Annotated in this window: 20 protein-coding genes; 5 read left to right on the forward strand and 15 right to left on the reverse strand. The window is 44.3% G+C overall.

From position 1 onward, the window contains the following. Window positions 1-28: 28 nt before the first annotated feature. The 12 genes from AACL30_RS06065 to arnB all read right to left on the reverse strand — a co-directional run bounded on the left by AACL30_RS06065 (window position 29) and on the right by arnB (window position 16,470). Window positions 29-3,754 (reverse strand): glycosyltransferase, encoded by a 3,726-nt coding sequence (locus tag AACL30_RS06065; RefSeq protein WP_339058060.1) that lies wholly within the window; start codon window positions 3,752-3,754, stop codon window positions 29-31. Continuing rightward, window positions 3,754-5,340 carry an FkbM family methyltransferase gene (locus AACL30_RS06070; RefSeq protein ID WP_339058061.1) on the reverse strand — a complete coding sequence of 529 codons (1,587 nt, stop codon included), beginning with the start codon at window positions 5,338-5,340 and terminating at the stop codon, window positions 3,754-3,756. Before AACL30_RS06070 ends, AACL30_RS06065 begins: the two co-directional genes overlap by 1 nt. Next, window positions 5,337-6,587, reverse strand: a complete 1,251-nt coding sequence (locus AACL30_RS06075; protein WP_339058062.1) for an ABC transporter ATP-binding protein — start codon at window positions 6,585-6,587, stop codon at window positions 5,337-5,339. The genes AACL30_RS06070 and AACL30_RS06075 overlap by 4 nt, the downstream gene beginning before the upstream one ends. Next, window positions 6,584-7,378, reverse strand: a complete 795-nt coding sequence (locus tag AACL30_RS06080; protein WP_339058063.1) for an ABC transporter permease — start codon at window positions 7,376-7,378, stop codon at window positions 6,584-6,586. The genes AACL30_RS06075 and AACL30_RS06080 overlap by 4 nt, the downstream gene beginning before the upstream one ends. After that, window positions 7,378-8,805 (reverse strand): mannose-1-phosphate guanylyltransferase/mannose-6-phosphate isomerase, encoded by a 1,428-nt coding sequence (locus AACL30_RS06085; protein WP_339058064.1) that lies wholly within the window; start codon window positions 8,803-8,805, stop codon window positions 7,378-7,380. Before AACL30_RS06085 ends, AACL30_RS06080 begins: the two co-directional genes overlap by 1 nt. Window positions 8,806-8,833: 28 nt before the next feature. Beyond that, window positions 8,834-9,232, reverse strand: a complete 399-nt coding sequence (arnF, locus tag AACL30_RS06090) for a 4-amino-4-deoxy-L-arabinose-phosphoundecaprenol flippase subunit ArnF (protein ID WP_339058065.1) — start codon at window positions 9,230-9,232, stop codon at window positions 8,834-8,836. After that, window positions 9,222-9,560, reverse strand: coding sequence for a 4-amino-4-deoxy-L-arabinose-phosphoundecaprenol flippase subunit ArnE (arnE, locus tag AACL30_RS06095; protein ID WP_339058066.1), 339 nt, complete (start codon window positions 9,558-9,560; stop codon window positions 9,222-9,224). The genes arnF and arnE overlap by 11 nt, the downstream gene beginning before the upstream one ends. Further along, window positions 9,557-11,284, reverse strand: coding sequence for a lipid IV(A) 4-amino-4-deoxy-L-arabinosyltransferase (gene arnT, locus AACL30_RS06100; protein ID WP_339058067.1), 1,728 nt, complete (start codon window positions 11,282-11,284; stop codon window positions 9,557-9,559). Before arnT ends, arnE begins: the two co-directional genes overlap by 4 nt. A 6-nt stretch (window positions 11,285-11,290) precedes the next feature. Then, entirely contained in the window at window positions 11,291-12,187 is an 897-nt protein-coding gene (arnD, locus tag AACL30_RS06105; RefSeq protein ID WP_339058403.1) for a 4-deoxy-4-formamido-L-arabinose-phosphoundecaprenol deformylase, read from the reverse strand. A 77-nt stretch (window positions 12,188-12,264) separates the two neighbouring features. After that, window positions 12,265-14,313: a bifunctional UDP-4-amino-4-deoxy-L-arabinose formyltransferase/UDP-glucuronic acid oxidase ArnA gene (arnA, locus tag AACL30_RS06110; RefSeq protein WP_339058068.1), complete on the reverse strand. Its 2,049-nt coding sequence runs from the start codon at window positions 14,311-14,313 to the stop codon at window positions 12,265-12,267. Continuing rightward, window positions 14,313-15,317 (reverse strand): undecaprenyl-phosphate 4-deoxy-4-formamido-L-arabinose transferase, encoded by a 1,005-nt coding sequence (gene arnC / locus AACL30_RS06115; protein ID WP_339058069.1) that lies wholly within the window; start codon window positions 15,315-15,317, stop codon window positions 14,313-14,315. Before arnC ends, arnA begins: the two co-directional genes overlap by 1 nt. Further along, window positions 15,304-16,470 (reverse strand): UDP-4-amino-4-deoxy-L-arabinose aminotransferase, encoded by a 1,167-nt coding sequence (gene arnB, locus AACL30_RS06120; RefSeq protein ID WP_339058070.1) that lies wholly within the window; start codon window positions 16,468-16,470, stop codon window positions 15,304-15,306. Before arnB ends, arnC begins: the two co-directional genes overlap by 14 nt. A gap of 468 nt (window positions 16,471-16,938) precedes the next feature. Between arnB and AACL30_RS06125 the strand changes: the two genes are divergently transcribed. From AACL30_RS06125 to AACL30_RS06145, 5 genes are read left to right on the forward strand one after another with little or no spacing between them, the layout of a single operon-like run. Further along, complete coding sequence (locus AACL30_RS06125) at window positions 16,939-17,799, forward strand: glycosyltransferase family A protein (protein WP_339058071.1); 861 nt, start codon at window positions 16,939-16,941, stop codon at window positions 17,797-17,799. Window positions 17,800-17,815: 16 nt separating this feature from the next. Then, window positions 17,816-18,742: a metal ABC transporter substrate-binding protein gene (locus AACL30_RS06130; protein WP_422389578.1), complete on the forward strand. Its 927-nt coding sequence runs from the start codon at window positions 17,816-17,818 to the stop codon at window positions 18,740-18,742. Then, the gene (locus AACL30_RS06135; protein ID WP_339058072.1) at window positions 18,739-19,629 is read left to right on the forward strand and encodes a manganese/iron ABC transporter ATP-binding protein; all 891 of its coding nucleotides are present in this window, start codon (window positions 18,739-18,741) and stop codon (window positions 19,627-19,629) included. Before AACL30_RS06130 ends, AACL30_RS06135 begins: the two co-directional genes overlap by 4 nt. Then, window positions 19,629-20,486, forward strand: a complete 858-nt coding sequence (locus tag AACL30_RS06140) for a metal ABC transporter permease (protein ID WP_339058073.1) — start codon at window positions 19,629-19,631, stop codon at window positions 20,484-20,486. The genes AACL30_RS06135 and AACL30_RS06140 overlap by 1 nt, the downstream gene beginning before the upstream one ends. 4 nt (window positions 20,487-20,490) lie before the next feature. After that, window positions 20,491-21,357: a metal ABC transporter permease gene (locus AACL30_RS06145; RefSeq protein WP_339058074.1), complete on the forward strand. Its 867-nt coding sequence runs from the start codon at window positions 20,491-20,493 to the stop codon at window positions 21,355-21,357. Window positions 21,358-21,479: 122 nt separating this feature from the next. Here the strand turns inward: AACL30_RS06145 and AACL30_RS06150 are convergent, their stop codons facing one another. From AACL30_RS06150 to alr, 3 genes are read right to left on the reverse strand one after another with little or no spacing between them, the layout of a single operon-like run. Beyond that, window positions 21,480-21,827 (reverse strand): RnfH family protein, encoded by a 348-nt coding sequence (locus tag AACL30_RS06150; protein ID WP_339058405.1) that lies wholly within the window; start codon window positions 21,825-21,827, stop codon window positions 21,480-21,482. A gap of 34 nt (window positions 21,828-21,861) precedes the next feature. Next, on the reverse strand, window positions 21,862-22,296 hold the full coding sequence (locus AACL30_RS06155; RefSeq protein ID WP_006704402.1) for an SRPBCC family protein: 435 nt from the start codon (window positions 22,294-22,296) through the stop codon (window positions 21,862-21,864). A 2-nt stretch (window positions 22,297-22,298) separates the two neighbouring features. Beyond that, window positions 22,299-23,435: an alanine racemase gene (alr, locus tag AACL30_RS06160; RefSeq protein WP_339058075.1), complete on the reverse strand. Its 1,137-nt coding sequence runs from the start codon at window positions 23,433-23,435 to the stop codon at window positions 22,299-22,301. Between the last annotated feature and the right edge of the window lie 100 nt (window positions 23,436-23,535).

A 23,535-nucleotide genomic window follows, 5' to 3' on the forward strand; every position in this document is an offset into this window, starting at 1 on the left:
ATTCATTGGGTATATAGTAGTAATGTATTCAAGTAGATGGCAAAATCTTCGCCAACAACTGCTGCGTACTTTCTGCCCAAGTTAGCCACGGCATATGTTCTGAAGAAGGTGCGCGATGCTCTAAGTCAAGTTTTAGCCATTGTTGAATGGCTTGAGCCAAATCACTGGGTTCGAGGCCATTAAAATAATAGGCATGATCACCGGCCACTTCGCGGAAAACAGGAATGTTCCGGGCAATGATCGGTAGTTTGTGTTGAGCTGCTTCGATCAATGGTAGACCGAAACCTTCTCCTTCACTCGCAGCAATTAAGCAGCTACTCACATCATAGATTTTTTCTAGATATTCATCACTGATGCCTTCAAGCCAAAATAGTTGTTTACCCAGCTGAGGATGATGACGTAATTTTTCAACTAGAGTTTCAACTATCCACCCTTGCTTTCCCACTATCACTAAGTTGACTGCAATACCTTGTGTCCATAATTGCTCAAAAGCTTCGAGGGCTTGTGTATGACCTTTGCGTGGTTCTAAAGTGCCGACCATCAAAAAATTTTTATCCGTAGTTAGGAGGTGTAATGTTTCTTTTGCATCGCTAGCCATCCCTTTTGAGGGGAGGGAAGCATCGATATCAGCCCCTAAATGGAACCAATCAATTTTTAACGGGCGTAATCTCCTAGTCGAAGAGGTCTTAAGCCATTCAGTTAATTCACTAGCCACTGCCTGTGAAATGCAAACTGTTCCATCAGCAATTGTTGTTATGATCTCAAGCCATTGGTCATGCATTTTATCGATGTTGGTTTGACGCGGCCAAAAATAAGGAAAGTATATCGGCAGCAAATCATATGCAACGAAATAAAGTAGAACACCATAATTACGCATTTGCTGGTAAAACCATTGATGAGCCAACACTACATTGTGTTGTAAATCCAGCCCTAGAAATAGATCGCCATTATAAAAATCGATAATATCATCGTTGCCTAAATAAGCATCAAAGCAATTCAACATATTTAGAGTGTAGTTGCGAGCATAGCGATAACCTTTTCCGTCAGATTCAGCATAGACTGGTTCAATCCGATATCCAGCAGGCGGATTACTTAACAATTCATGCAGAATGCTACGTGTGACTCGTTGTACACCGCTCCTAGCATCCCGCTGAATTAATTCGGATATATCGACAAATAGCTGGCAGACTCTTAGCTTGGGTGGGATAGATTGTCCAATAGCATTGGCCAGAAGCAACCAAGCATTAGGATCAACGGTCGCAGGTTGAATTTCAGCCAGTGCGTTAGTTAAAGCAGGTACTCCAGCATGCATTGTTCGATACATGTTTTCAATTGATTGTGCATATTTATCCGCACAATGACGTGGAACGTGTTGAGTATGAATAATTTTTTGTGCTTGCTTACCCAGCCTTTGACGGCAGAAAGGGTCATGCCACAAAGTTTCTAGTGCTTCAATTAGCTGTGCATCGCTAAATTCATCCGGTAATTTCCACACGCTATCATCCGGCAGTTCGGCCATGCTGCCATTTGCGTTTACGATGGTGGGTAAAGCGTAATTCATGGCATCCAGCACAGTTGCTGATGTTTCACCACGCGAGTAGGCACGCAGCTGCACTGTTATGTCAGCTGCCGCAAGGTAGTGACAGAAAGTTTTTCTACTTACCCAGCCAGTGATATGAATACGCTTTTTTAAGCCGCTATTGCGTATTATTGTGATAAGGTCGGTGCCATAGTCTCCACCAGGATTTTCACCGACAAATACCAGCACGCAATTATTGCTTTTTGCCAAATCTGAGGCCAGCCAGGCTGTCAGTAAACGATGATTCAGTTTGCTTGGTCCAAGAATACCAAAACTACATACAACAAAATCATCAGCCGTCAATTCCAGCTGACGACGTGCTGTAACTCGATCAACATTTAGGGCGGGAACACGTAATAGTGGAATAACCGTCCAATCATCTGCCGTCCCTTTTCTGCCATACCATTTGTTCGCTAATAGCTGGGTGTGTTCAGCATGCACGATAACACCACGAGCATTATCCAGCACAGTAAGGTTACATGGATAGCGCAAAACTGTAGTATCGAATTGATAAAAACGTTGTTGCACGGCGGTATAACCATGACTCTGGTACAGTGCTTGCGTCCAGGCGTTTGGCTGATAGCTAACTCCTTCCATATGTGCTAATAAATTCCCTAGAAAAAAATCATGTAACACGACAATCCCAGGAATTTCCTCTATTAAGGGAAACATATGTTGATGAAAAGGGGAATTACCAAAGTGGTAGAGCACTCGATCGTAATGATTGGCATAAGTCCTAAACCACTCCAGACTACGTATTTGACAGTTAGCCTGGATCCATGGATCCGATACGGAATGCTGTGCCACAATCACGTCGATCACGTAATGACGCGCTAGCTCTGGCAGCAGTTCAGCGCTGTAATCGCTGATACCGCTCCGTTCGGGCGGTAAAGGAGAAACATAGGCTAATTTAGGCCGAGAAATAGGTGCGATATAGGTCAATGATTGACTGGCTTGCTTGATATGTAATGTTTCCATTGCCGTGATTGCCCGTTGTGCGGTGCTATCCCATGAAAACCGTTTTGCCTGCGCCAATCCATGCTGTTCCAGCTCTAATCGAAAACTATCATCAGTCAGTACCTGTGTCAGTTTTTCAGCAATCGCATTATCATTGAAGGGATCAAATAACGCCTCTTCTTTGCCAATCACTTCCGGCAAACTGGAGGTATTGGCACCTATTACTGCTCGCCCACAAGCCATGGCTTCCAACACCGGTAGACCGAAACCCTCGTACCATGAAGGAAATACGAATGTTTTGCATAAATTGTAAAGCGTCAGAAGATCCTCTTCCGGCACAAAACCAGTTAGCACCAATTCTTTAGCATCAAGTCCCTGCTCCTTGGCTAATTCCTCCAGGATAGACCGATTAGACGGCTGAATAGAACAGACTATCGCCAGTTGGTGACTACTTCTCAGCAGTCTCGGTAATTTGGCATAAGCGCGGATAAGACCTTCAATATTTTTACGATAGTCAATACCGCCCGTGTACATCACAAATTGCTGATACAAGCCATAACGTTGGCGAACGTTTTTTTCTAACTGACTATCGGTATTCTGCAGTTGAAAATATGGTACGGAGGCGGATGAAATATTGATACATGCTTCAGCTGGAAAACCAAGACGGTTGATCGCGTCTTGCTGAGAGGCTTCTGAAACAGCAAGTAGCAAATCTGCTCGGCGTAAATGGTCGAGTTTCCTTTGATAGCAGGCTTCATGCTGAGGATTTATCAGATAATGTCGAGGATAAATCAGTGGAATTAAGTCATGCAGAATTACCGCAGTGGGTACAGTGCAATTTAGCGCACCAATACTGGTGACAGAATTATCATCTAACCCCTCGAATAGGCTACAAACAAGCACGATATCTGGCTTCAAACTGGCGAGAAAGGCTTCACGAACCAATTCAGCGGAGTGACGGCGCCAAGTATTAGCTTCATCCAGCTGATGGACTGGCTCTGGTGATTGCCAAACACAGATATTTTCTTGCGATAATAGGCTATCAAAGGCGGCACGTATCGGTTCAATGGTGTCTGGAAATAGTCCATTAATGGCAAGGAAGATCTGGTGTTTTCCTCGATTTCGCACGATGGCTTGAGCCAGATATAAAGCAGAACGTCCGATACCCCGGTGCTGATTAACGCCCTGTGCGCCTTGAAGGTCAATGACGATACGCATCAACATTTCCTTGCATTAATAGTTTTTTGCAGACTCGCATAAATCCCGACAACACGGGGTGAAAAGTTTTTTATTAATTCTGGCATATCCAGTGCTTCTGATGTTGGTGGTAAAGACGCTATGGGTGATGTGACTTCTCTGTTAATAAGAAGAGATGATCGTAGTGCGAGTTGGTGCAGCCGTCGCTTAATCTGAGGATATTTAGTCAAAATGACGAGTGCTCGTCTTTTCAAACCAGCATTGGCAAGAGCCCGTTTCATTGCCCAAATCACCATCGGTTTAGCAAGACTTTTTATCCGACGAATTGAGCAGTGCGCTCCACGTCGTGGTAGCGATGCTACCCACTGACTGACTAACCTTGCTTGACGTAACGGTCTGGTGATTTTCCAAGATTTACTGGCGTAAACGCTTTGCAGCTCTCGATTCAGCCCATCAGCCACCGTCCACCAATGATGTGAAGAATGATTCAGCTCATCTATTTTTGTTTTTGCTGCCGTATAGTCGGTTTGTAGCGATGTGTATTTTTCTTCTAATGTCAGCAACTGTCGAGTTGAGGTTAGTAGTTTCTGCTGTTGTTCCAGGGAGAGGTGATTAAGCTCATCTATTTTTGTTTTTTCCGCCGCGTAGTCGGTTTGCAGCGATGCGTATTTTTCTTCTAATGTCAGCAACTGTCGAGTTGAGGTTAGTAGTTTCTGCTGTTGTTCCAGGGAGAGGTGATTAAGCTCATCTATTTTTGTTTTTTCCGCCGCGTAGTCGGTTTGCAGCGATGCGTATTTTTCTTCTAATGTCAGCAATTGTTTAGTTGATAATAGCAATGCTTGGCGTTCCTGTTGAAAAGAGTGATCAAGTTTATCTAGCTTATGCTTTGTAGCCTCATATTGGGACTCCAGCCCCACAAATCCGGCCCGCTGAATCTCATCGAATACATTGGGCGGAGCAGAAAAAGCGTCAATAAGCTCGGCATGTTCTTTCGCTACATAGAAACGATTTAGCCCATCAAAGTAGACAAACAGATAGTCTGCAGCGATAAGGACAGGATCCCATTTGGCATAATCTAATTCTGGTTTATTCGGAGTGGTGGCTTCAATAACCATTATCCAAGGACGCAAAATTTGACTGTCCCATCCTTTAATAACCTTTTCCTCAAATCCTTCAACATCAATTTTAAGCCAGTGAACATCTTTAAATTCAAGGGATTGTAAAGCGGTTTTTAATGTCATAGCAGGTACCTGTACTTGCTCCGATGTATAACCTAGCTCCAGCTTATGCTGTTGTGCATAAGCATATACCGCCGTACTCAGGCCAGAGTCTGAAATGACATTGAGCGTCAATGTGCCTGCATCGGTATCGGTGAGAGCGATTTGTAGCACCGTTTCATCCGGTCTTTCTTTGCGCAAAAGCGCGGCATATTCAAATACTGGCTCAATATGTATCCCTCTCCACCCCCGCTCATAAAAAGCTTGGCTAACAGAATCATTTACCGGATGTTCGGCGCCGACATCGATATAAAACCCATTTTGCACATGTTTAAGTGCGCGCCACAGCATGACATCTTCAAAATTTTGGGCATAGGAAATAAAACTCATTGGGCTATATATCCGTTACTATTGCGAGAAATGAAAAATTGAGCATCAAGCCAATTGCTTCCGATAAAGGTATCCTGGTCTGCGTTTAACACATCAAAAACCAGTAGATTATCCTGCCATTCATAGTTATCAGTAAGATGTGTATCGGAGCTGACTAAAGCCGGGGATACCGAGTAAGACCTTGGTCCTAAAGTACAGGTAAAGGTCATGCTAAAAGTCAGGGTGTCGCCGGTTTTAACGTTTTCTTGGATCTGGCGAGTGTGCCAGGTATTCGTGCCCCATACCACATGCCCTTGTTTATCACGGATCATATAGCCCAGCACCAGGCGAGGTAGATCGGCATGAATGTCAGCTTCAAGCCGCAGTTCTACCGCTTGGCCGATTTTTGCTACGGCTAATTCGTCACCGGAAGCCGCATCTAATAATTTCAGGGTTCTGATGCGTGCCTCACCGGTACCGCTTTTGGTCAGTAACCAGCCATTTTTTTCGCGCCGTTGCTCAACGGTAAGCTTGGCATTTTCTTTGGCAGCAATCAGCGCGTTATAGTGATCCACCACTTCATCAGGTAAACCATCTTTTAGCACTCGCCCTTGATCCAATAAGATGACGCGGTCACATAGCGTACGTACATCGCCCATATTGTGGGTCACTAACATAATGGAAACGCCTTTGGCTCTAAATTGGCGGATCCGATCAAAACTTTTATGCTGAAAATAGCTATCCCCCACTGACAATGCCTCATCCACAATTAGCAGATCGGGTTGGAATGCCGTGGCAACGCTAAAAGCGACACGCATTTGCATGCCGCTGGAATAGGTGCGCACCGGCTGATCAAAGTACTCGCCTACTTCAGCAAAGGCTTCAATCTCGGGCATGACACGTGCGATCTCATGGCTATAACCCATTAAACAGGCACTGTGATAAGCATTTTGTCTACCCGTTAGCTCGGGGTTAAATCCCATTCCTAATTCTAAAATAGCCGCTACACGGCCTTGTAATTGCACTTTTCCTTGCGTGGGTTGCACTGTGCCGGTGATCAGTTTGAGCAGGGTGCTTTTACCCGCCCCATTTTGGCCGACGATGCCTACGGCTTCACCCGGTGCGATAGAAAAATTGATATCTTTGAGTACCCATTGTTCCTCGCGCGGCAAAACAGTAGGCGCAAACCAAGAGGCGATGCGCCGTAATTCGCTGCCATATTGGCGGTAGGCTTTGCCTAAATTTTGTACCTGTAGTTGGCCGTTCATAATTGATCTACCATTTCCGGGCTGGCCTTACGGAACAGGACTAAGCTACCCAGCAGTAGCACTAAGGCTATTATCAATGTGTTTGTTAGATCTAACCACTGTGGTGCACGATTATACAATAAGATGTCTTGATAAGCGGTAACGATAGGGATCAGTGGATTGCATACTAACCAAGAGTGGTATTGTGCTGGGATAATGTTGGCCATATAGACGATGGGGGTTAACCAAAAAACAAATTGCATCACCACAGGTACCACCTGCCCAATATCCCGAATAAAAACATTGAGTATTCCTAACGTCAAACCTATCCCTAATGCTAATGCGACCATTATTGCCATGAGTATGGGAAGCCAGAGTAAGGCCATGCCAGGAGTGTGACCGAGCAAACCAAAAATGGCCAAAATAGCGATAAACAGCAATAGATTATTAACCAATGCACTGCCCATCACGATAAGAGGTAAGGCAATTTTAGGGAAGGCTAATTTTTTAAGGATATTACCGTTATCGATGAATAATGTCAGGCAGCGGTTGACAATTTCTGCAAATAACGTCCAACCTAAGGTGCCTGCCATCAAATAAATAGCGTAAGCGTATTGATTGTTGATGCCCGGTAGTCGGGCGGAAAGGACGGTTGACAGGACAAAAGCAAAAATGATCACCTGAGCCAATGGGTTTAATATCATCCATAGTCCACCTAAACGGCTGCGAATAAATTTAGTACGGAGCTCCGTTTTGATAGAAGAAAAAATGAAGAAGCGGTAACGCCACGCACTCGATAGCATATTAAACATCAATCTTCCTGCTTACAGCGGCCATAATTATCTTCGAAACGCACGATATCATCTTCGCCTAAATAATCGCCACTTTGTACTTCAATCATCACCAATTTGAGCAATCCAGGATTTGTCAAACGATGTTTGTGCCCGGCGGGGATGTAAGTAGATTCGTTGGTATTGACTAAAAATACCTGCTCACCATTAGTCACTTCGGCCATACCACTGACCACTATCCAATGCTCGCTGCGGTGATGATGCTTTTGTAAGCTCAGGCTGGCACCCGGTTTGACCTCAATACGTTTTATCTTAAAGCTCTTGCCTTCTTCCAACACTGTGTAGGTACCCCATGGGCAGTGTACTGTGCAATGGAGTTTGTGAGCAGTATGATCCCTGGCTGCCAATTCAGCGTAAATATGTTTTACATCTTGTTCTCGCGATTTATCAACAACGAGAACTGCATCGGGTGTCTTAATAATGATCAGATTATCGACCCCGACAGTACTGATTAGACCGTCATTACTATAGATGGTGCAATTACGGGTGGTATGTAATAGCGCCTCCCCCTGCACGTGGTTACCCTCTGCATCAGGCTCAGACAGCTTGCCGAAGCCACTCCAGGAGCCAATATCACTCCAACCTATGTCACATGGCACCACTGCCATTCGATTGGATTTTTCCATAACCGCATAATCGATAGAATTATCTCTAACGTTTTTGAATTCATTAGCATCGAGTATTATCTGTGTAATACCTAGACCTTCTGTAGTGAGCGCCTGTTCAATGCAATTTTTTGTGGCCGCAAGAATGTCTGGGCAATGCTGCTCCAACTGTTGCTGCATGGTATCGGCCATGAAGCAAAACATACCTGAATTCCATAAAAAGTGGTCTGAAGTAAAATATTCTTGTGCTTCTTTAAGTGGAGGCTTTTCCACAAAACGTAACACGTTATTGCCATCTGCTTCGATGTAGCCATAACCCGTTTCAGGAGATTTTGGCTTGATGCCTAAGGTCACTAATTTACCTGTTGTTGCCAGCTCAATCGCCTTGCTTACGGTGTTTTGAAAGGCGCCTTGATCGTCAATTAAATGATCAGCGGTGAGTATGAGCATGATGGCATCATGACCGTGTTTTGTCGCTACGTAGTGGGAGGCAGCCGCAATCGCGGCAGCTGTATTACGCCCGAAGGGCTCTAGGATAAAGGAAGTGGGGATCTTCGAGAGGTTGACTTCGCGAAATTCATCTTCAGTTTTGAAAAACAAATCTCGGTTGGTCACTGTCAGGATTTCGGTAAGCCCAGAAAGCTGAGCAGCACGTAAAAAAGCTTTTTGTAATAGGCTCTGCCCATCTTTTAGGCGAATAAAAGGTTTTGGGTGTAATGCCCGTGAAATAGGCCATAACCTGGAACCCACTCCACCACACAAAATGGTTGCAATTAGTTTCACTGATTTTTCCTGTTAGTAAAGAATGATCTCAACCTGGTTTTTTCGGTTTCGTATAAATAATCCAAACACCTAGCAGGATGAACAGCGCGCCTAGTGTTTTGGTGATGGTGGCAGTTTCATTAAACCACGCTACCGCCAATAAGTAGACCAGCACGTAGCTGATACTAATTAGTGGATAAGCCTGATTGAGTGGTAAATAACGTAGCGCGCAAAGCCAACATAGCATCGACAAAGCGTAGCCTAATAAACCAAAAATAACAGTGCACAGTTGAGTATAGTGATGCGTTAAAAAGACAAAATTGATATCACTGAGCGACATTAATGGGATACTTACCATTCCCCATTTCAATAGTAGTTGGGCTAGAGTAATTAATACGATGCTGCCGATGACCCAGCCATAGCCTCGGGTATTATGCTTATTTTCCATGCCAGTTCAACAAAAAAATGCCCAAGATAATAGTGGCAATACCGCACCAATGTCGTGAAGTGACGGGCTCATGAAAAAAATATTGGCCTGCCAAGGTGATGAAAATAAAATTAACGCTCAATAATGGATACGCTTGGCTGAGTGGCATCGATTGTAATAATCTGAGCCACAATAGCATCGCTAATCCTAGCAGTAATACTGCGAGAGATAACCAGCTCGCCGCCGTGCGCTTAGCGGAGGATTGCCACCCCTCTGTGGCTTTTTTTTGACACAATTGCCCCGCACAGGTGAGTAAACTGACCACCAGCACTAATAAATAGTCGATCATGGGCTTGTTGTGTTCATGGTGGGGGTGTCCGTTTTTGCCGACCAAGACAATAACAGTAACCGATTGAATTGTTCGATTTTATCGGCATGGGGTAAATCATCGATGGCTTTTTGATTATCTAATAATACCAATACTACATTCCCCTGTTGGCGTGCTTGGGTCAGCCATGTTGGAAAATCCACTTTATTAACATAGTGATCGCGGCTATCTGGGTAGTTCAGGCCATAAGACAGCTCACCTTTAGCATTGAACATCATCACATCACTACGTTTGAGCTCCCAGGCTAAGCCGGTGGCAATACCGACCTCATTGGTGAGTAGATAACGGCTTTCCTGTAATAGCTCGCTGTTCTGACGGATAAAATGTTGCGGCTGTTTTACATCAATGATGTGCTGAGGGATGATATAACCGACCAGCGTCGCCAACAATAAGGGGCAGGCGGCCGCCACTTTCCAGTGGCGATGGTTGGCGCGCATACTCCACCACCCCAGCACTGCCCAGGTGGCAAAGGCCAGCATGCCGAGCAGGATTTTGTTGTTTTCATCTTGATTTAATAGTATCCACTGCGGAAAGTAATCCATTCCCAGTATCAATACCGTCAGGGTGCAAAGGATCCCCAAGATCAGATTAATGATGCCGTTCATTTTAAAGGCATTCATCTGCTGGCTATTAACACAATCGGTAGCATAGGCAGCCATTAATAACGCCAGTGGTGCCATGCAAGGCAAAATGTAGGTCAATAATTTACCTTGAGCGATGCTGAAAAAAATCAGCGGCATCAATACCCAACTTAACAGAAAAAATAATTCGGGACGGTTCACACGCTCGCGCCACCCTTTTAGTAATGCGCCCGGTAATAATCCTAGCCAGGGTAAAACACCTAAACATAAAAGCGGCAAATAATACCAAAAGGGCTCTTTATGTTGTGCGTCTTCAGTCGCGAAGCGTTGAATATGTTCAATCCAAAAAAAATAATGCCAAAAGTCTGGCTCCCGCTGCGCTATGGTCAATGCCCAGGGCAGACAAGATAAAAGCGCGGCTAACACCGCTATCGGGCCAAAAAAGAGCAGTTCTTTTACCCGTTTTTGTAACAAAATAATGGGCACGATCGCGATGACAGGTACCACTAAAGCCAAAAATCCTTTCGTCATGACGCCCATGGCACAGGTGATACCGAGCAAAGTGTAGGTGCCAATTTTTTGCCAGAGTGTTTTTGCCGATGAGGTGAGGTGAAAACTCACCATGGCGGCCATCAGCCAGAGCGAAATCATCGGATCGAGCACCGCATAAGAGCCGACACCAAACACCAGGAAAAAGGTGAGATAAATGAGAGTCGCTAATATTGCTGTGGAACGGTTATGCCATAATCGCGTGGCTAACCAAAAAACCAATAATGCAGTTAAGGCGATACTGAATGCGGATCCAAAGCGTACTGCGAAGTTATTGTCACCCCATAGCCATTGACTGAGGTTGTTGATCCAATACCCTGCTACCGGTTTTTCAAAATAACGCACATCTAACAGACGTGGCACTATCCAATCACCCCGTTGTAGCATCTCACGGCTGATTTCGGCATAACGGGTTTCATCAGGCTGCCACAGTAGGCGCTGGTTGAGCGGAAGCAGATACAAAATAATAAAAAAAATGCTTAATAAGGCCAGTGCCTTGTTTTTAAAAAATTGACAGTTTTTAAAAAATTTACGGTTTTTAAATAATTTTATCATAATGGATCATTCGACCTCAGCTTGGCAACCCAACCAGCCTTCTCGCCCCGGAAAAGGAGAGCGCACAATTTTGCCCAGTGGTAACTGTTGCTGATCCGTGGGTAACAGGGTACTGAGTGGACAAAAGCACAGACCTTGTTGTTGCGCTCGCTGTAACAATTGTTCAAACATCGCCGATTGCGACATTCCCTCAACTTCAGCATGAATGGTATAAACAGGGACACCACTATCACGCAGCATCGCGGCCAAAATATAATCATTAAAGTCTTGCTGTTGCACTTCACTCCCCACCACTTCATCGTAAGTCGGCAAGGTTACAGGGATCTGCACCGTGCCAATACGGCCATCGGCCAACTGTGGACGAAAAGGATGGGTACCGCGGCAATCACTATTATAGTTAAAAGCGAAGGATTGTTTAGTTGCTAACACCCGTTCGTCTGCTCGCCACCCCGGAACGGCTGAGCAACTCACCTGTTGTCCAAGACTGTGCTGTAGTGTGTCAACCCCACGTTTTATTTGTTCAGTCAATTGTTGATCCGACCACCGATCAACCTTGGCTTGCCAGCCTTGGTGATCCCAAGCATGAAGCCCCACTTCTTGTCCTTGCGCTAGCGTTTGTTTCATCAGTGCGCCCAGATCTTTGGCAATTAGTTTTCCTGGCCAAGCGGTTCCCGCCAGAAGAATATCCCAGCCATACAGTGAGACCGCATTTGAGCGCAACATTTTCCATAAAAAACGGGGGCGCAGCAGACGCCATAAATGACGCCCCATATTATCGGGCCCGACGCTGAAGAAAAAACTGGCCTGAAGATCATATTTTTGCAGTAAATGAAGTAGTGTCGGCACGCCTTGCTGGGTACCCTGATAGGTATCGACGTCAATTCTTAGGCCAATTTTTTTCACCGTATATACCCTTCGCCTTTGAAGCTGCCGCGTTGTTGGCTGCGAGCCCTCGCCCGAATCACGTAGTTTGTCTACGCTCATCGGGTCTCACGCCCTGGCCGCCTAGCGGCAACTTCAAGGGCTGTGGGTATAGCCTCACCGCTCTTAGCGATGTCACCGTGCGATAATGTGCTGCGTAAGAAAAAATCTAAGGTTTCTTTTATGGTTTCTTCCATGGAAATTTTTGGCTGCCAATTGAGCAAGCGGCGTGCATTTTTGATGCAGGGTGTGCGATGTACGACATCTTGATAGCCTTTGCCATAATGACTGCTGCTTTCTATTTTTTTATATCCGGCAAAAGGAGGGAAACGGTTGTATAACTCATGTTGTTCAAAATGTTTCACTAGCATTTCTGCCAATTCACGAATACTGGCTTCATCCGCGGGATTGCCAATGTTGATAATCTGACCATCACAGCAGCTGTTACGATTTTCAATAATGCGGAATAACGCTTCGATACCGTCTTTAATGTCAGTAAAACACCGTTTTTGTTCACCGCCATCGATGAGTTTTATCGGCGTACCCTCCACTAAATTGAGGATCAACTGCGTGATAGCGCGTGAGCTACCAATGCGCGCCGCGTCAAGACTATCTAACCTTGGGCCCATCCAGTTAAAGGGACGGAATAGCGTGAATTTCAGTCCTTCTTTCGCCCCGTATGCCCAAATAACACGATCCAATAATTGCTTGGAAACGGAGTAGATCCAACGTTGTTTATTAATCGGCCCAACAATCAAACGCGAACTATCTTCATTGAACTCTTTATCGTCACACATCCCGTAGACTTCTGAGGTCGAGGGAAAAACAATGCGTTTTTTGTATTTAACACAATCGCGTACAATCTTTAGATTCTCTTCAAAATCTAATTCGAAGACACGTAGAGGATTACGTGTATATTCAATCGGCGTTGCAATCGCCACCAAAGGCAATACCACATCACATTTTTTAATGTGATATTCGATCCACTCGGAGTGAATGCTGATATCGCCTTCAACAAAATGAAAACGAGGATGACTCATAAAACAACTGATGGCGTCGGAACCAATATCCAGACCGTAGATCTCATAGTTATCTTCAGACAATAAACGCTTGGTTAAGTGATTACCGATAAAACCATTCACGCCGAGGATCAGCACTCGGGTCGGTTTTGTTGACTGACTATTTGGTCTGATGCCTAAACACCCTTTTTCCATCATCCCCATTTCTTGCGCCAACTGTTTACCCGACAAATATAATCCCGGATCACTTTGCGCGGCTATCACTTCTAACGCACCTTCACCACAAGCAATGATCAGCGGGTCGGTTTTTAACAGGGTACCCGGTTGTTCATCATGTTTAATGTCTAATGGGCGCGATTGCCAAATAATGAGTTTTTGCTCACCCAGATAACTAAAAGCACCAGGGTAGGGTTTAGTTACGGCGCGTACTAAATTATTAACTGTTACCGCCGATTGTTGCCAATCAATTTTTCCGTCTGCCGCGGAGCGTCGGCCAAAATAACTGGCCTCTGCTTCATTTTGCGGCACCAGCATTATCGATCCTTGTTTAATTTGAGGTAACAGATCGCGTAATAGCAATTGAGCCGCCTGCGTTATTTTTTCGTGCAGGGTAAAAGCGGTATCTTCTGGATCAATCATCACTTTGCGCTGACCCGCAATAGCGCCCTGATCCACTTTTTTAAGCATTTGATGTAATGTCACACCGGTTTCACTTTCTCCGTTAACCAATGCCCAATTAACGGGAGCGCAACCACGATAACGTGGCAACAATGAACCATGTAGATTAAATCCCCCTTGTGGTGCTAAGGATAAAATTTCAGGGCTTAATAATTTACGGTAGTAAAAAGAAAAAATAATATCCGGTTGTAATTGTTTGATGCGATCAACCCACAATGGATGATTGACATTTTCTGGCGCATAGACCGGCAGCCCCATTTCCGTTGCCTTAGCAGCAACAGAATTGAAAAAATTATTTTCTTGTGGATCATCAAGGTGGGTAAATACCGCTTGGATATCATAACCGGCGGTAGCTAATTCGGTTAAAGCGGCATGACCAATATTATGATAAGCAAATACAATGGTTTTCATTATTGTTCTTTTTCCTGACATGGTTGTTCTTTTTTATGAATAGTCTCTGCGGACTTTGCGCGGACGATTTTTTCTATAAAGTAACGCGGGCGCGCGCGTACATCGTGGTAAATACGCCCAATATATTCCCCCAGCAATCCCATGCCGATAAATTGCGCGCCAATAAACATAAAGAGTATGGCAAATAACGTGAAGACCCCGCCCCCCGCCCAGACGGATCCAAAAATTAAGCGCAAGATAACCAATAAGAAAGCTAACATAAAACCTGAAACAGCTATCATGCTACCGAGGGCACTCAGTAAACGCAGCGGCGTAGTGGTCAAACAGGTTACTAAATCATACATTAAGTTGATCAGTTTCATCAGGCTGTATTTTGAATCGCCAAAGCTGCGTTCGGCATGACGTACGGTAATTTCTTTAGTACGCCGAGCAAAGGTATTTGCCAGGATTGGAATGAAAGTACTGCGTTCGTGACAGCTTAACATCGCCTCGACAATATGCCGCCGATACGCTCGTAGCATGCAGCCATAATCGCCCATCGATTTTCCTGTAGCATGTTGGATCATCATATTCACTAAGCGAGAGCCGGTTTTACGAAACCAAGAATCTTGCCGATTTTCGCGGATGGTACCCACTACGTCGTAACCTTCTTCTGCCACTTTAACCAAGCGGGGGATTTCTTCTGGGGGATTTTGTAGATCCGCGTCCAAGGTAATCACCAAATCACCGCTCACTTGATTAAAACCGGCCATAATCGCCGCATGTTGGCCATAATTACGGTTCAGTATCACGGCAATAATGGCGCTATCAGCAGCGTCCGCTGCTCGTGTCAATATGGCTGCTGAATCATCGGTGCTGCCATCATCGACTAAAATGATTTCGTAGGGTTGAGTCAATAATTGACAGGCCGCTGATGTCCTGGCGATCAATATCGGCAAACTTTCCTGCTCGTTATAAACCGGGATAACAATCGAGACTTTTTGAATAGATTCAATTTGTGACACTGGCTGATCCTATAATCTGTTGTAGAGCATTGACAACCCGAGCGATGTCACCGTCCTGCATATCAGGAAAAAGAGGTAATGAACATAATTTATCGGAATTCCATTCCGTATGAGGAAGTCTCAACTCTGGGTAATACTTTTTATAATATTTTTGTGTATGTACTGCTCGAAAATGCAATCCACTGCCGATCTGATGCTTATCCTTTAACGCTTTCATTAACGTATCACGATCAACCCCGCAACGCTCTTTATCGACACGTACGATAAAAAGGTGCCAGGCATGTACATGTTTATAGTCAGGGATGCCAAGTGGTTGCAGTAAACGGAGTGCGGGGAGTTCAAAAGCTTTTTTATATTGTTCTGCTAACGCTTGACGGCGCGCATTAATTTCATCTAGGCGCTTTAGCTGAACCAAGGCGATAGCCGCATGAATGTCTGATAAGTTATATTTGTAGCCTGGTTCAATCACTTCTGCCTGTGGGCATCGCCCTTGTATTTGGCGATCAAAGGCATCGGCGCCCAAGCCATGAAATTTTAAGCGTCTCACACGTTCTGCTAATTTAGCATCGTCTGTTGCGATCATTCCGCCTTCAGCACAAGTGATATTTTTAATCGCATGAAAGGAAAAAATCGCGGTGCCTTGAGCACCAATGGCCTGCCCTTTGTAACAGGTTCCTGCGGCATGGGCGGCATCTTCAATCAGCGCAATGCCTTTATCAATTGCTATTTTTCGGATGGCATCGATATCGCAGGGTGCGCCGGCATAATGCACAGGGATAATGGCTTTGGTTTGAGGCGTAATAGCCTCTTCAATGGCTGCGGCGTTGATCATTAAGGTTTCACGGTCAACATCAATCATGACCGGTTTAGCGCCTAGTAATGAGATTATGTTTAGGGTTGACACCCAGGTTTGAGAAGGGGTGATCACTTCATCCCCTGGGCCGATACCCAATGCCATTAAGGTAATATGCATGCCCGCGGTTGCTGAACAGACGCTGATGGCGTGTTGACAACCGATACGCTGACAAAATTTCTCTTCCAGTTGCTGATTTTTTGTTCCAGTCGTGATCCAGCCTGAATTGAGTACATCAACAACGGCAGCAATTTCTTCTTCGCCGATGGCCGGCCGTGAGAAAGGTAAAAAATTAGCCATAGAAATATTCCATACGGATAGAGAAGCTTTAAGAGCCTATTCGAAATCTTCTTTGAGCTGCGGCTTAGACGAGGAAAACAAGAGATTTCAAATAGCTCTAAGGACACTCAAGAGTGTGCTCAGGTTCATGGTGGTTAATTGTTTTAAGCGCTAGAGCTTAACCAAACATTCAGTAACATTCAATATACCCTTCGCCTTTGAAGCCGCCGCGTTGTTGGCTGCAAGCTCTCGCACTCATGGTATGTCTACGCTCATCGGGTTGCACGGCCTGGCCGCTTAGTGGCAACTTCAAAGGCGAAGGGTATATATCAGGCTGCGATGACGACAATAAAGTTATTTGACTGATTATGGTAATTCTTTATCCTTTACCGTAGGTTATTCGATACATATCTGCTATCTATTCATAAGTGTTCAAGACATTATAAAAATTTCATTTTTATTTTTTCTATTCAAACAGAGGATTATATTGTGATAAAGGATGTAGGAATCGTTAAGGCACGACATCCGCTAGATAAGCAGCACATCAAGTTAACTTATGTAACACATTTTTACTGCAATCAGGGAGAGATGGACTCCGTTGAGTCTTTGTTGGCGGAATATGAATCTTATCCTAATGATATTAAGGATGCTGTCGAATTTGTCATCGTTGATGATTGCTCACCTTTAGAGTATGACGTAAAAGATTATGATTTGAATTTTACTTGGTTAAGAATAACCACTGATATTCAGTGGAATCAGGCTGGTGCCCGTAATTTGGGGGTCACTTACGCTAAGTCTGACAAAATTATTATCACCGATTTAGATTGCTTGCTTCCTGAAGATACCCTTCGTTGTCTGGTCAATGCTCGTAATCCTGGGCGCTCTCTGTATCGTATCTACCGGACGGATGAAAAAACGGGGAAAGCATACCGAGGTCACCCAAATCTATTCTTCATGTCACGGGCTCGGTTTTTCCGGCTGTTTGGTTATGATGAAGAATTTGCGGGTCATTATGGCTGGGAAGATTATCGTTTTGTGAAGATGCATAAAGATCACGGTACCACACCGCGTTATTTGCCTAAAAAATTCAGATGTATTGAACGGAATGTGGATCGGAAGAAAAGCTATCATTCTCTGGATCGTAATTTGACACACAATACGCCCATTAATGATAGGAAGAAAAGTGAAATTGCGCTGTTTGGTTCAGAGTATAGTCACAGCAGAATATTCCTTAACTTTAAATGGGATCTTAAAAAGGTGCATTCACGTCCAGCGACCATTCCTGAGCGGAAGCCGTGGTGGCGGCCATTATGGTGGTTCCGTTATCTGTTCAGGTCACTTTCAGTATAAGGATGAATTTCGTAGCATGAAATATAAAAAATTTGTGATCTATCCCTATTTTTTGATAGCAAATTGTGTATTGATTTCAATGGTACTTTGCTTACTCGTCGGCAACCTAGCCCATGCTGAAAAAAAATTCAAAGTGATCACCACCTTTACTATTATTCAAGATATGGCAAAAAATATCGCCGGTGAGGCGGCGATCGTTGAATCCATTACTAAGCCGGGCGCTGAGATTCATGGTTATCAACCGACCCCGGGTGATATCGTTAAAGCCCAATCGGCCGATTTGATTTTATGGAATGGCTTGCATTTAGAAAGCTGGTTTGAACGCTTTTTTGATAACATAAAAAAGAAGGTGCCGAAGGCGGTGGTGACCGAAGGCATTACCCCATTGCCAATCCGTGAGGCTCTGTACAAGGGCGCCGCGAACCCGCATGCTTGGATGTCGCCTTCTAATGCGTTAATTTATATTGATAATATTCTGCGAGCATTGGTAGAACATGATCCGATTCATGCCAAAATATATCAGCACAATGCCAAAATTTATGCGGCTAAGATCACGGCGTTAGATGGCTCACTGCGGGAGCGTTTAGCACGTATTCCTGCTGATCAACGTTATCTGGTGACCAGTGAAGGCGCGTTCAGCTATCTGGCAAAAGATTATGATTTGAAAGAGCTGTATTTATGGCCAATTAATGCAGAGGAACAGGGTTCTGCTCGACAGATGCAAGCCGTTATTGATCAGGTTCGTCAGCATAAAATTCCGGTGGTGTTCAGTGAAAGTACTATTTCCGATAAATCAGCAAAACAAATCAGTAAAGAAACCGGTGCCCGATATGGCGGCGTGTTATATGTTGACTCGCTGTCGGATGCACAAGGTCCCGTCCCGACGTATATCGATTTACTGAATGTTACCGTTGATACCATCGCAAAAGGATTTAATCAATGAATCAGGCACCGTTTATCCGGCCAGAATTACTGGTAAAGGATGTTTCTGTTACTTATAACAACGGACATACCGCTATCCATAATGCTAATTTTTCTTTAGCTGGTGGCACGATTTGTGCCCTGGTTGGTATCAACGGTAGCGGTAAATCAACATTATTTAAAAGTATCATGGGATTGATTAAACCCACGGTGGGGCGGGTACGACTGAACAATAACCCGGTCAGTGATGCCCTTAAAAAAAATAGTATTGCCTATGTGCCACAAACAGAAGAAGTCGATTGGAATTTTCCGGTATTGGTAAAAGATGTCGTGATGATGGGTCGTTACGGTAAAATGAATTTTTTGCGAATTCCGCGTGCCAGTGATCATGCTATTGTTAATCAAGCCATTGAGCGGGTAGGTTTATCTGCATTATGTTCACGCCAAATCGGTGAGTTGTCTGGTGGGCAGAAAAAAAGGGTATTTCTTGCGCGTGCGTTGGCACAACAGGGTTCAGTGCTGTTATTGGACGAGCCTTTTACCGGGGTGGATGTAAAAACAGAGAATGCGATTATTGATTTACTGCGTGTATTGCGCGATGAAGGGCATTTGGTTTTAGTTTCTACGCATAATTTGGGCAGTGTGCCTGAATTTTGTGATCAGGTGATTTTAATTAATCAAACCGTGCTCGCGGCAGGGCCGATAGACACCACTTTCACCCAAAAGAATTTGGAAATGACATTTGGCGGAGTATTGCGTTATATCAATCTTTCTGGCGCTGCTCTGCATGATGATAATGATGCTCGCTCCGTCACGGTCATTACTGATGATGAACGCCCCGCGGTATTTTATGGCCATAGCAAAAATGATCCCCCCACCCAGATGCAAAAAAAGGAGACGCCTCCCTGATGCTGGAGTTTTTATTGCAGCCTTTTAATTATAATTACATGCTTAAAGCGATGTGGGTAAGCATGATAGTGGGTGCTGTTTGCGCTTTTCTTTCTGCTTATTTGATGTTGAAGGGATGGTCGTTGATGGGCGATGCGCTGTCTCACTCCGTCGTGCCTGGCGTCGCCGGGGCTTATGCCCTAGGTTTGCCTTATGCCGCCGGCGCTTTTTTTACCGGCATGTTAGCTGCCTTGGCAATGGCGTTGGTACGCCATATCACTCGCCTGCGTGAAGATGCGATCATTGGCTTTATTTTTTCTACCTTTTTTGCTGTTGGTTTGTTGATCGTCTCGCTTAATCCAACCTCGATCAATGTACAATCTATTATTTTTGGTAATGTTTTGGGTATTGCTGATGAAGATGTCATGCAAGTTGAAATTATTATTTTCTTTTCTTTCCTTATCCTCTGTTTAGTATGGAAAGATCTATTAGCGGTTTTCTTTGATGAAAGTCACGCGCTTTCAATTGGCTTATCACCCTTATATTTAAAATTATTATTTTTCACTCTGCTGAGTGCCTGTACCGTGGCAGCATTACAAACGGTAGGTGCTATCTTGGTGATTGCTATGGTGATAACGCCTGGCGCCACGGCTTATTTGCTGACGGATCGTTTTGGTCGTTTATTGATTATTGCCATTATTATCGGCGCATTGACGAGTGCATTTGGGGCTTATCTTAGTTTTTATTTTAATGGTGCTACTGGAAGTATTATTGTAACACTACAGACTACGGTATTTTTATTGGCTTTTTTCTTTGCGCCTAAACACGGTCTGCTGTCAATGCGTTATCGTACTCGCCAACAAGTGACTAGGAGATAACTGTATGTCTAGTTTGCTGAGTTTAATTAGCGAGCCGTTTTATTATCCTTTTATGCAGCGCGCGATTTTTACCGCTATAGCTACGGGTGTGGTATGCGCGATACTGTCTTGCTATTTGGTGTTGAAGGGGTGGTCACTCATGGGGGATGCCATTTCTCATGCCGTTTTACCGGGTATTGTGCTCGCTTTCGTATTAGGCCTCCCTTTGGTAATAGGCGCTTTTTTTTCTGGCATTTTCTGTGCGTTGTCTACCGGTTACTTAAAAGAAAACAGTCGCATCAAGGAAGATACAGTGATGGGGATTGTTTTTTCAGGTATGTTTGCTTTGGGTATTGTGCTTTTTTCACAAGTCGATACTGATCAACATCTTAGTCATATTTTATTTGGGAATATACTGGGTGTTACGCTGACTGAATTTAAACAAACCTTATGGATCACTACATTCACTTTATTGGTGGTGTTGTTAAAGCGTAAGGATTTAATGCTTTTTTGTTTTGATGCTAATCATGCTCAGGTGATCGGTTTACCGATTAAATGGCTTCACTATGGTTTACTTTGTTTACTTGCATTGACGATTGTTACTTCATTGCAGGCAGTTGGTGTCATATTAGTAATAGCCATGTTAATTGCACCGGGTATTATTGCATCTCTGGTTTGTCGCCGTTTCGACATCATGTTAATGATTGCTACGCTGGTGTCGGTGGTCTCCTGCGTTTTGGGCACCTTGATTAGTTTCCATATTGATGGTGCCACGGGTCCTTGTATCGTTATTGTGCAGGCACTGTTCTTTTTTATCGTGTTGATCATTAGTCCTAAGAATAAAAAGGGCGCTAAGCGAATAAATGTGCCTCGCATACAGTCTGCCGAATAAGAGCGATTATACCCTTCGCCTTTCAAGTTACGGCGGCGTTGGCAGCGATCTCTCATCCCTGTCATGTACTATTTGTACACTCCTGGGATTTGAATGATTGCCGCCTTGCCGTAACTCGAAATTCATTGGGTATCTTTTTTACTTTTATCCGCTCGGCGGCGGCGGAGCTCTTTAGGATCGGCGATTAATGGGCGGTATATTTCAATACGATCACCTTCGTTAACCTGATCGCTAAGTTTCACCAGCCGACCGTAGATCCCCACTTTGTTATGTTGTAAATCAATATCCGTTCGCAATTGAGGTAGTTCCGAAGCCACAATGGCTTGTAAAACGGTACTGTTGTTAGGAAGTAACAAGGCGCGGATATATTGACGTTCAGGCAGAGCATAAACCACTTCAACATGGATATACCCTTCGCCTTTCAAGTTACGGTGGTGTTGGCTGTCGGTGCTCACCTCATCAGGTAGCATGTCTACACTCATCGCTCGAAATTCATTAGGTATATCAGGCATGGTAAACCGTTTCTGCTCGTTGGCTAAAGGCTTGCACCATATTTTCTGCTAACGCTTTAAACAAGTTACCGAACATGATTTCAACTAACTTATTAGTGAATTCAAAATCAAGATAGAGTTCAACTTTACAGGTATTATCGTCTAAAGGTGTAAATTGCCAATCGCCCAGCAGTTTACGGAACGGGCCATCTACCAATTCCATATTGATACTTTTGTTATTGATAAGCGTATTGCGGGTAGTAAAGGTTTTACTGATGCCCACTTTAGCAATGTCAACAGCGGCAATTATTACGCTTTCATTAGCACTGATCACCCGACCACCAATACAACCAGGCAAAAATTCTGGATAAGAGGAAATATCGTTAACCAGTTTATACATTTGCTCCACATTAAACCGTACGGATTTAGTGCGATGGATTTGTGGCATAATTATTCTCCATCCGTGATAAAGGAAACAGGCACTCTTGCCGATAATGCACACATTAATTCATAACTAATGGTGCCGGCGGCCATGGCAACATTATCAATAGGTAAATGGTTTCCCCATAATTCGACGATGCTACCCACCTGTGCGTGAGGGCAAGGCTTTAGATCTACCGCCAGCATATCCATGGAAACCGCGCCGAGGGTTTTTGTTAACACCCCCTCGACGAGGATGGGTGTTCCGGTGGGCGCATTCCGAGGATAACCATCGGCATACCCACAAGCGACTATACCAATCCGTTGCGCTTCGTTAGCGCGATAATGGCTACCGTAGCCCACAGTGTCACCCGCTTTTAATGTTTGCACCGCCAGTAATTCAGAATGCAAACTCATCGCCGGGCGTAATCCTAGATCTTTGATAGCTTGCACTTGACCATTAGGTGAAGCCCCGTAGAGCATAATGCCAGGGCGTACCCAGTGACAAAAATGCGATAAGTTATTATTTGATAAATTATTAATCGGTGAGGTATAAACCGAAGGGTGCCATAGGATGACGGCAGAATTTGCCAAACTACTACAGTCAGCTGGAATAGACTGGCAATTTTGTTGAATGAACCTGTATTCATTGTCGATATTGCCATTATGAGCGGCGTTAGCAAAATGGCTCATCAAAGTGAGATGTTTAATATTGGCGATTTTCTTCGCTCGTTGCCAGATTTCATGTGCCTCTTCACAAGGGAATCCTAAACGATTCATCCCGCTATTGAACTTTAAATAAATCTCCACTGGCTTTTTGAGTTTGGTGTTTTCCAATGCCGCAAGTTGCCAATCACTATGCACCACTGTTGTCAGGTTATAGTGATCTATTAATGCTAAATCTTCTGTTTTAAAGAATCCTTCTAGTAATAAAATGGGTTTTTGCCAGCCCTGCTCCCGCAATAAAACCGCGTCGTTCAAATCCAATAATGCGAAACCATCCGTTTCTTTTAAGTACCGCCAAACACGCGCTAAACCATGTCCATACGCATTCGCTTTTACTACCGACCATATTTTGCTATTGGTGCAACTTACCCGGTCTCGAACTCTCTTCAAATTGTGATGTAGAGCAGATAAATGCACAGTGGCCGATATTGGGCGAGGCATGACAGTTCCTTAAATAATGTATTGATAGCCACTATATCCTTTGCCTTTTAAGTTACGGCGGTGTTGGTTGCGGGTGCTCGCCGAATCTCATCGCGGTCGG

The organism is Candidatus Regiella endosymbiont of Tuberolachnus salignus, from assembly GCF_964020115.1.
In the GTDB taxonomy this organism is placed as follows: domain Bacteria; phylum Pseudomonadota; class Gammaproteobacteria; order Enterobacterales; family Enterobacteriaceae; genus Regiella; species Regiella insecticola.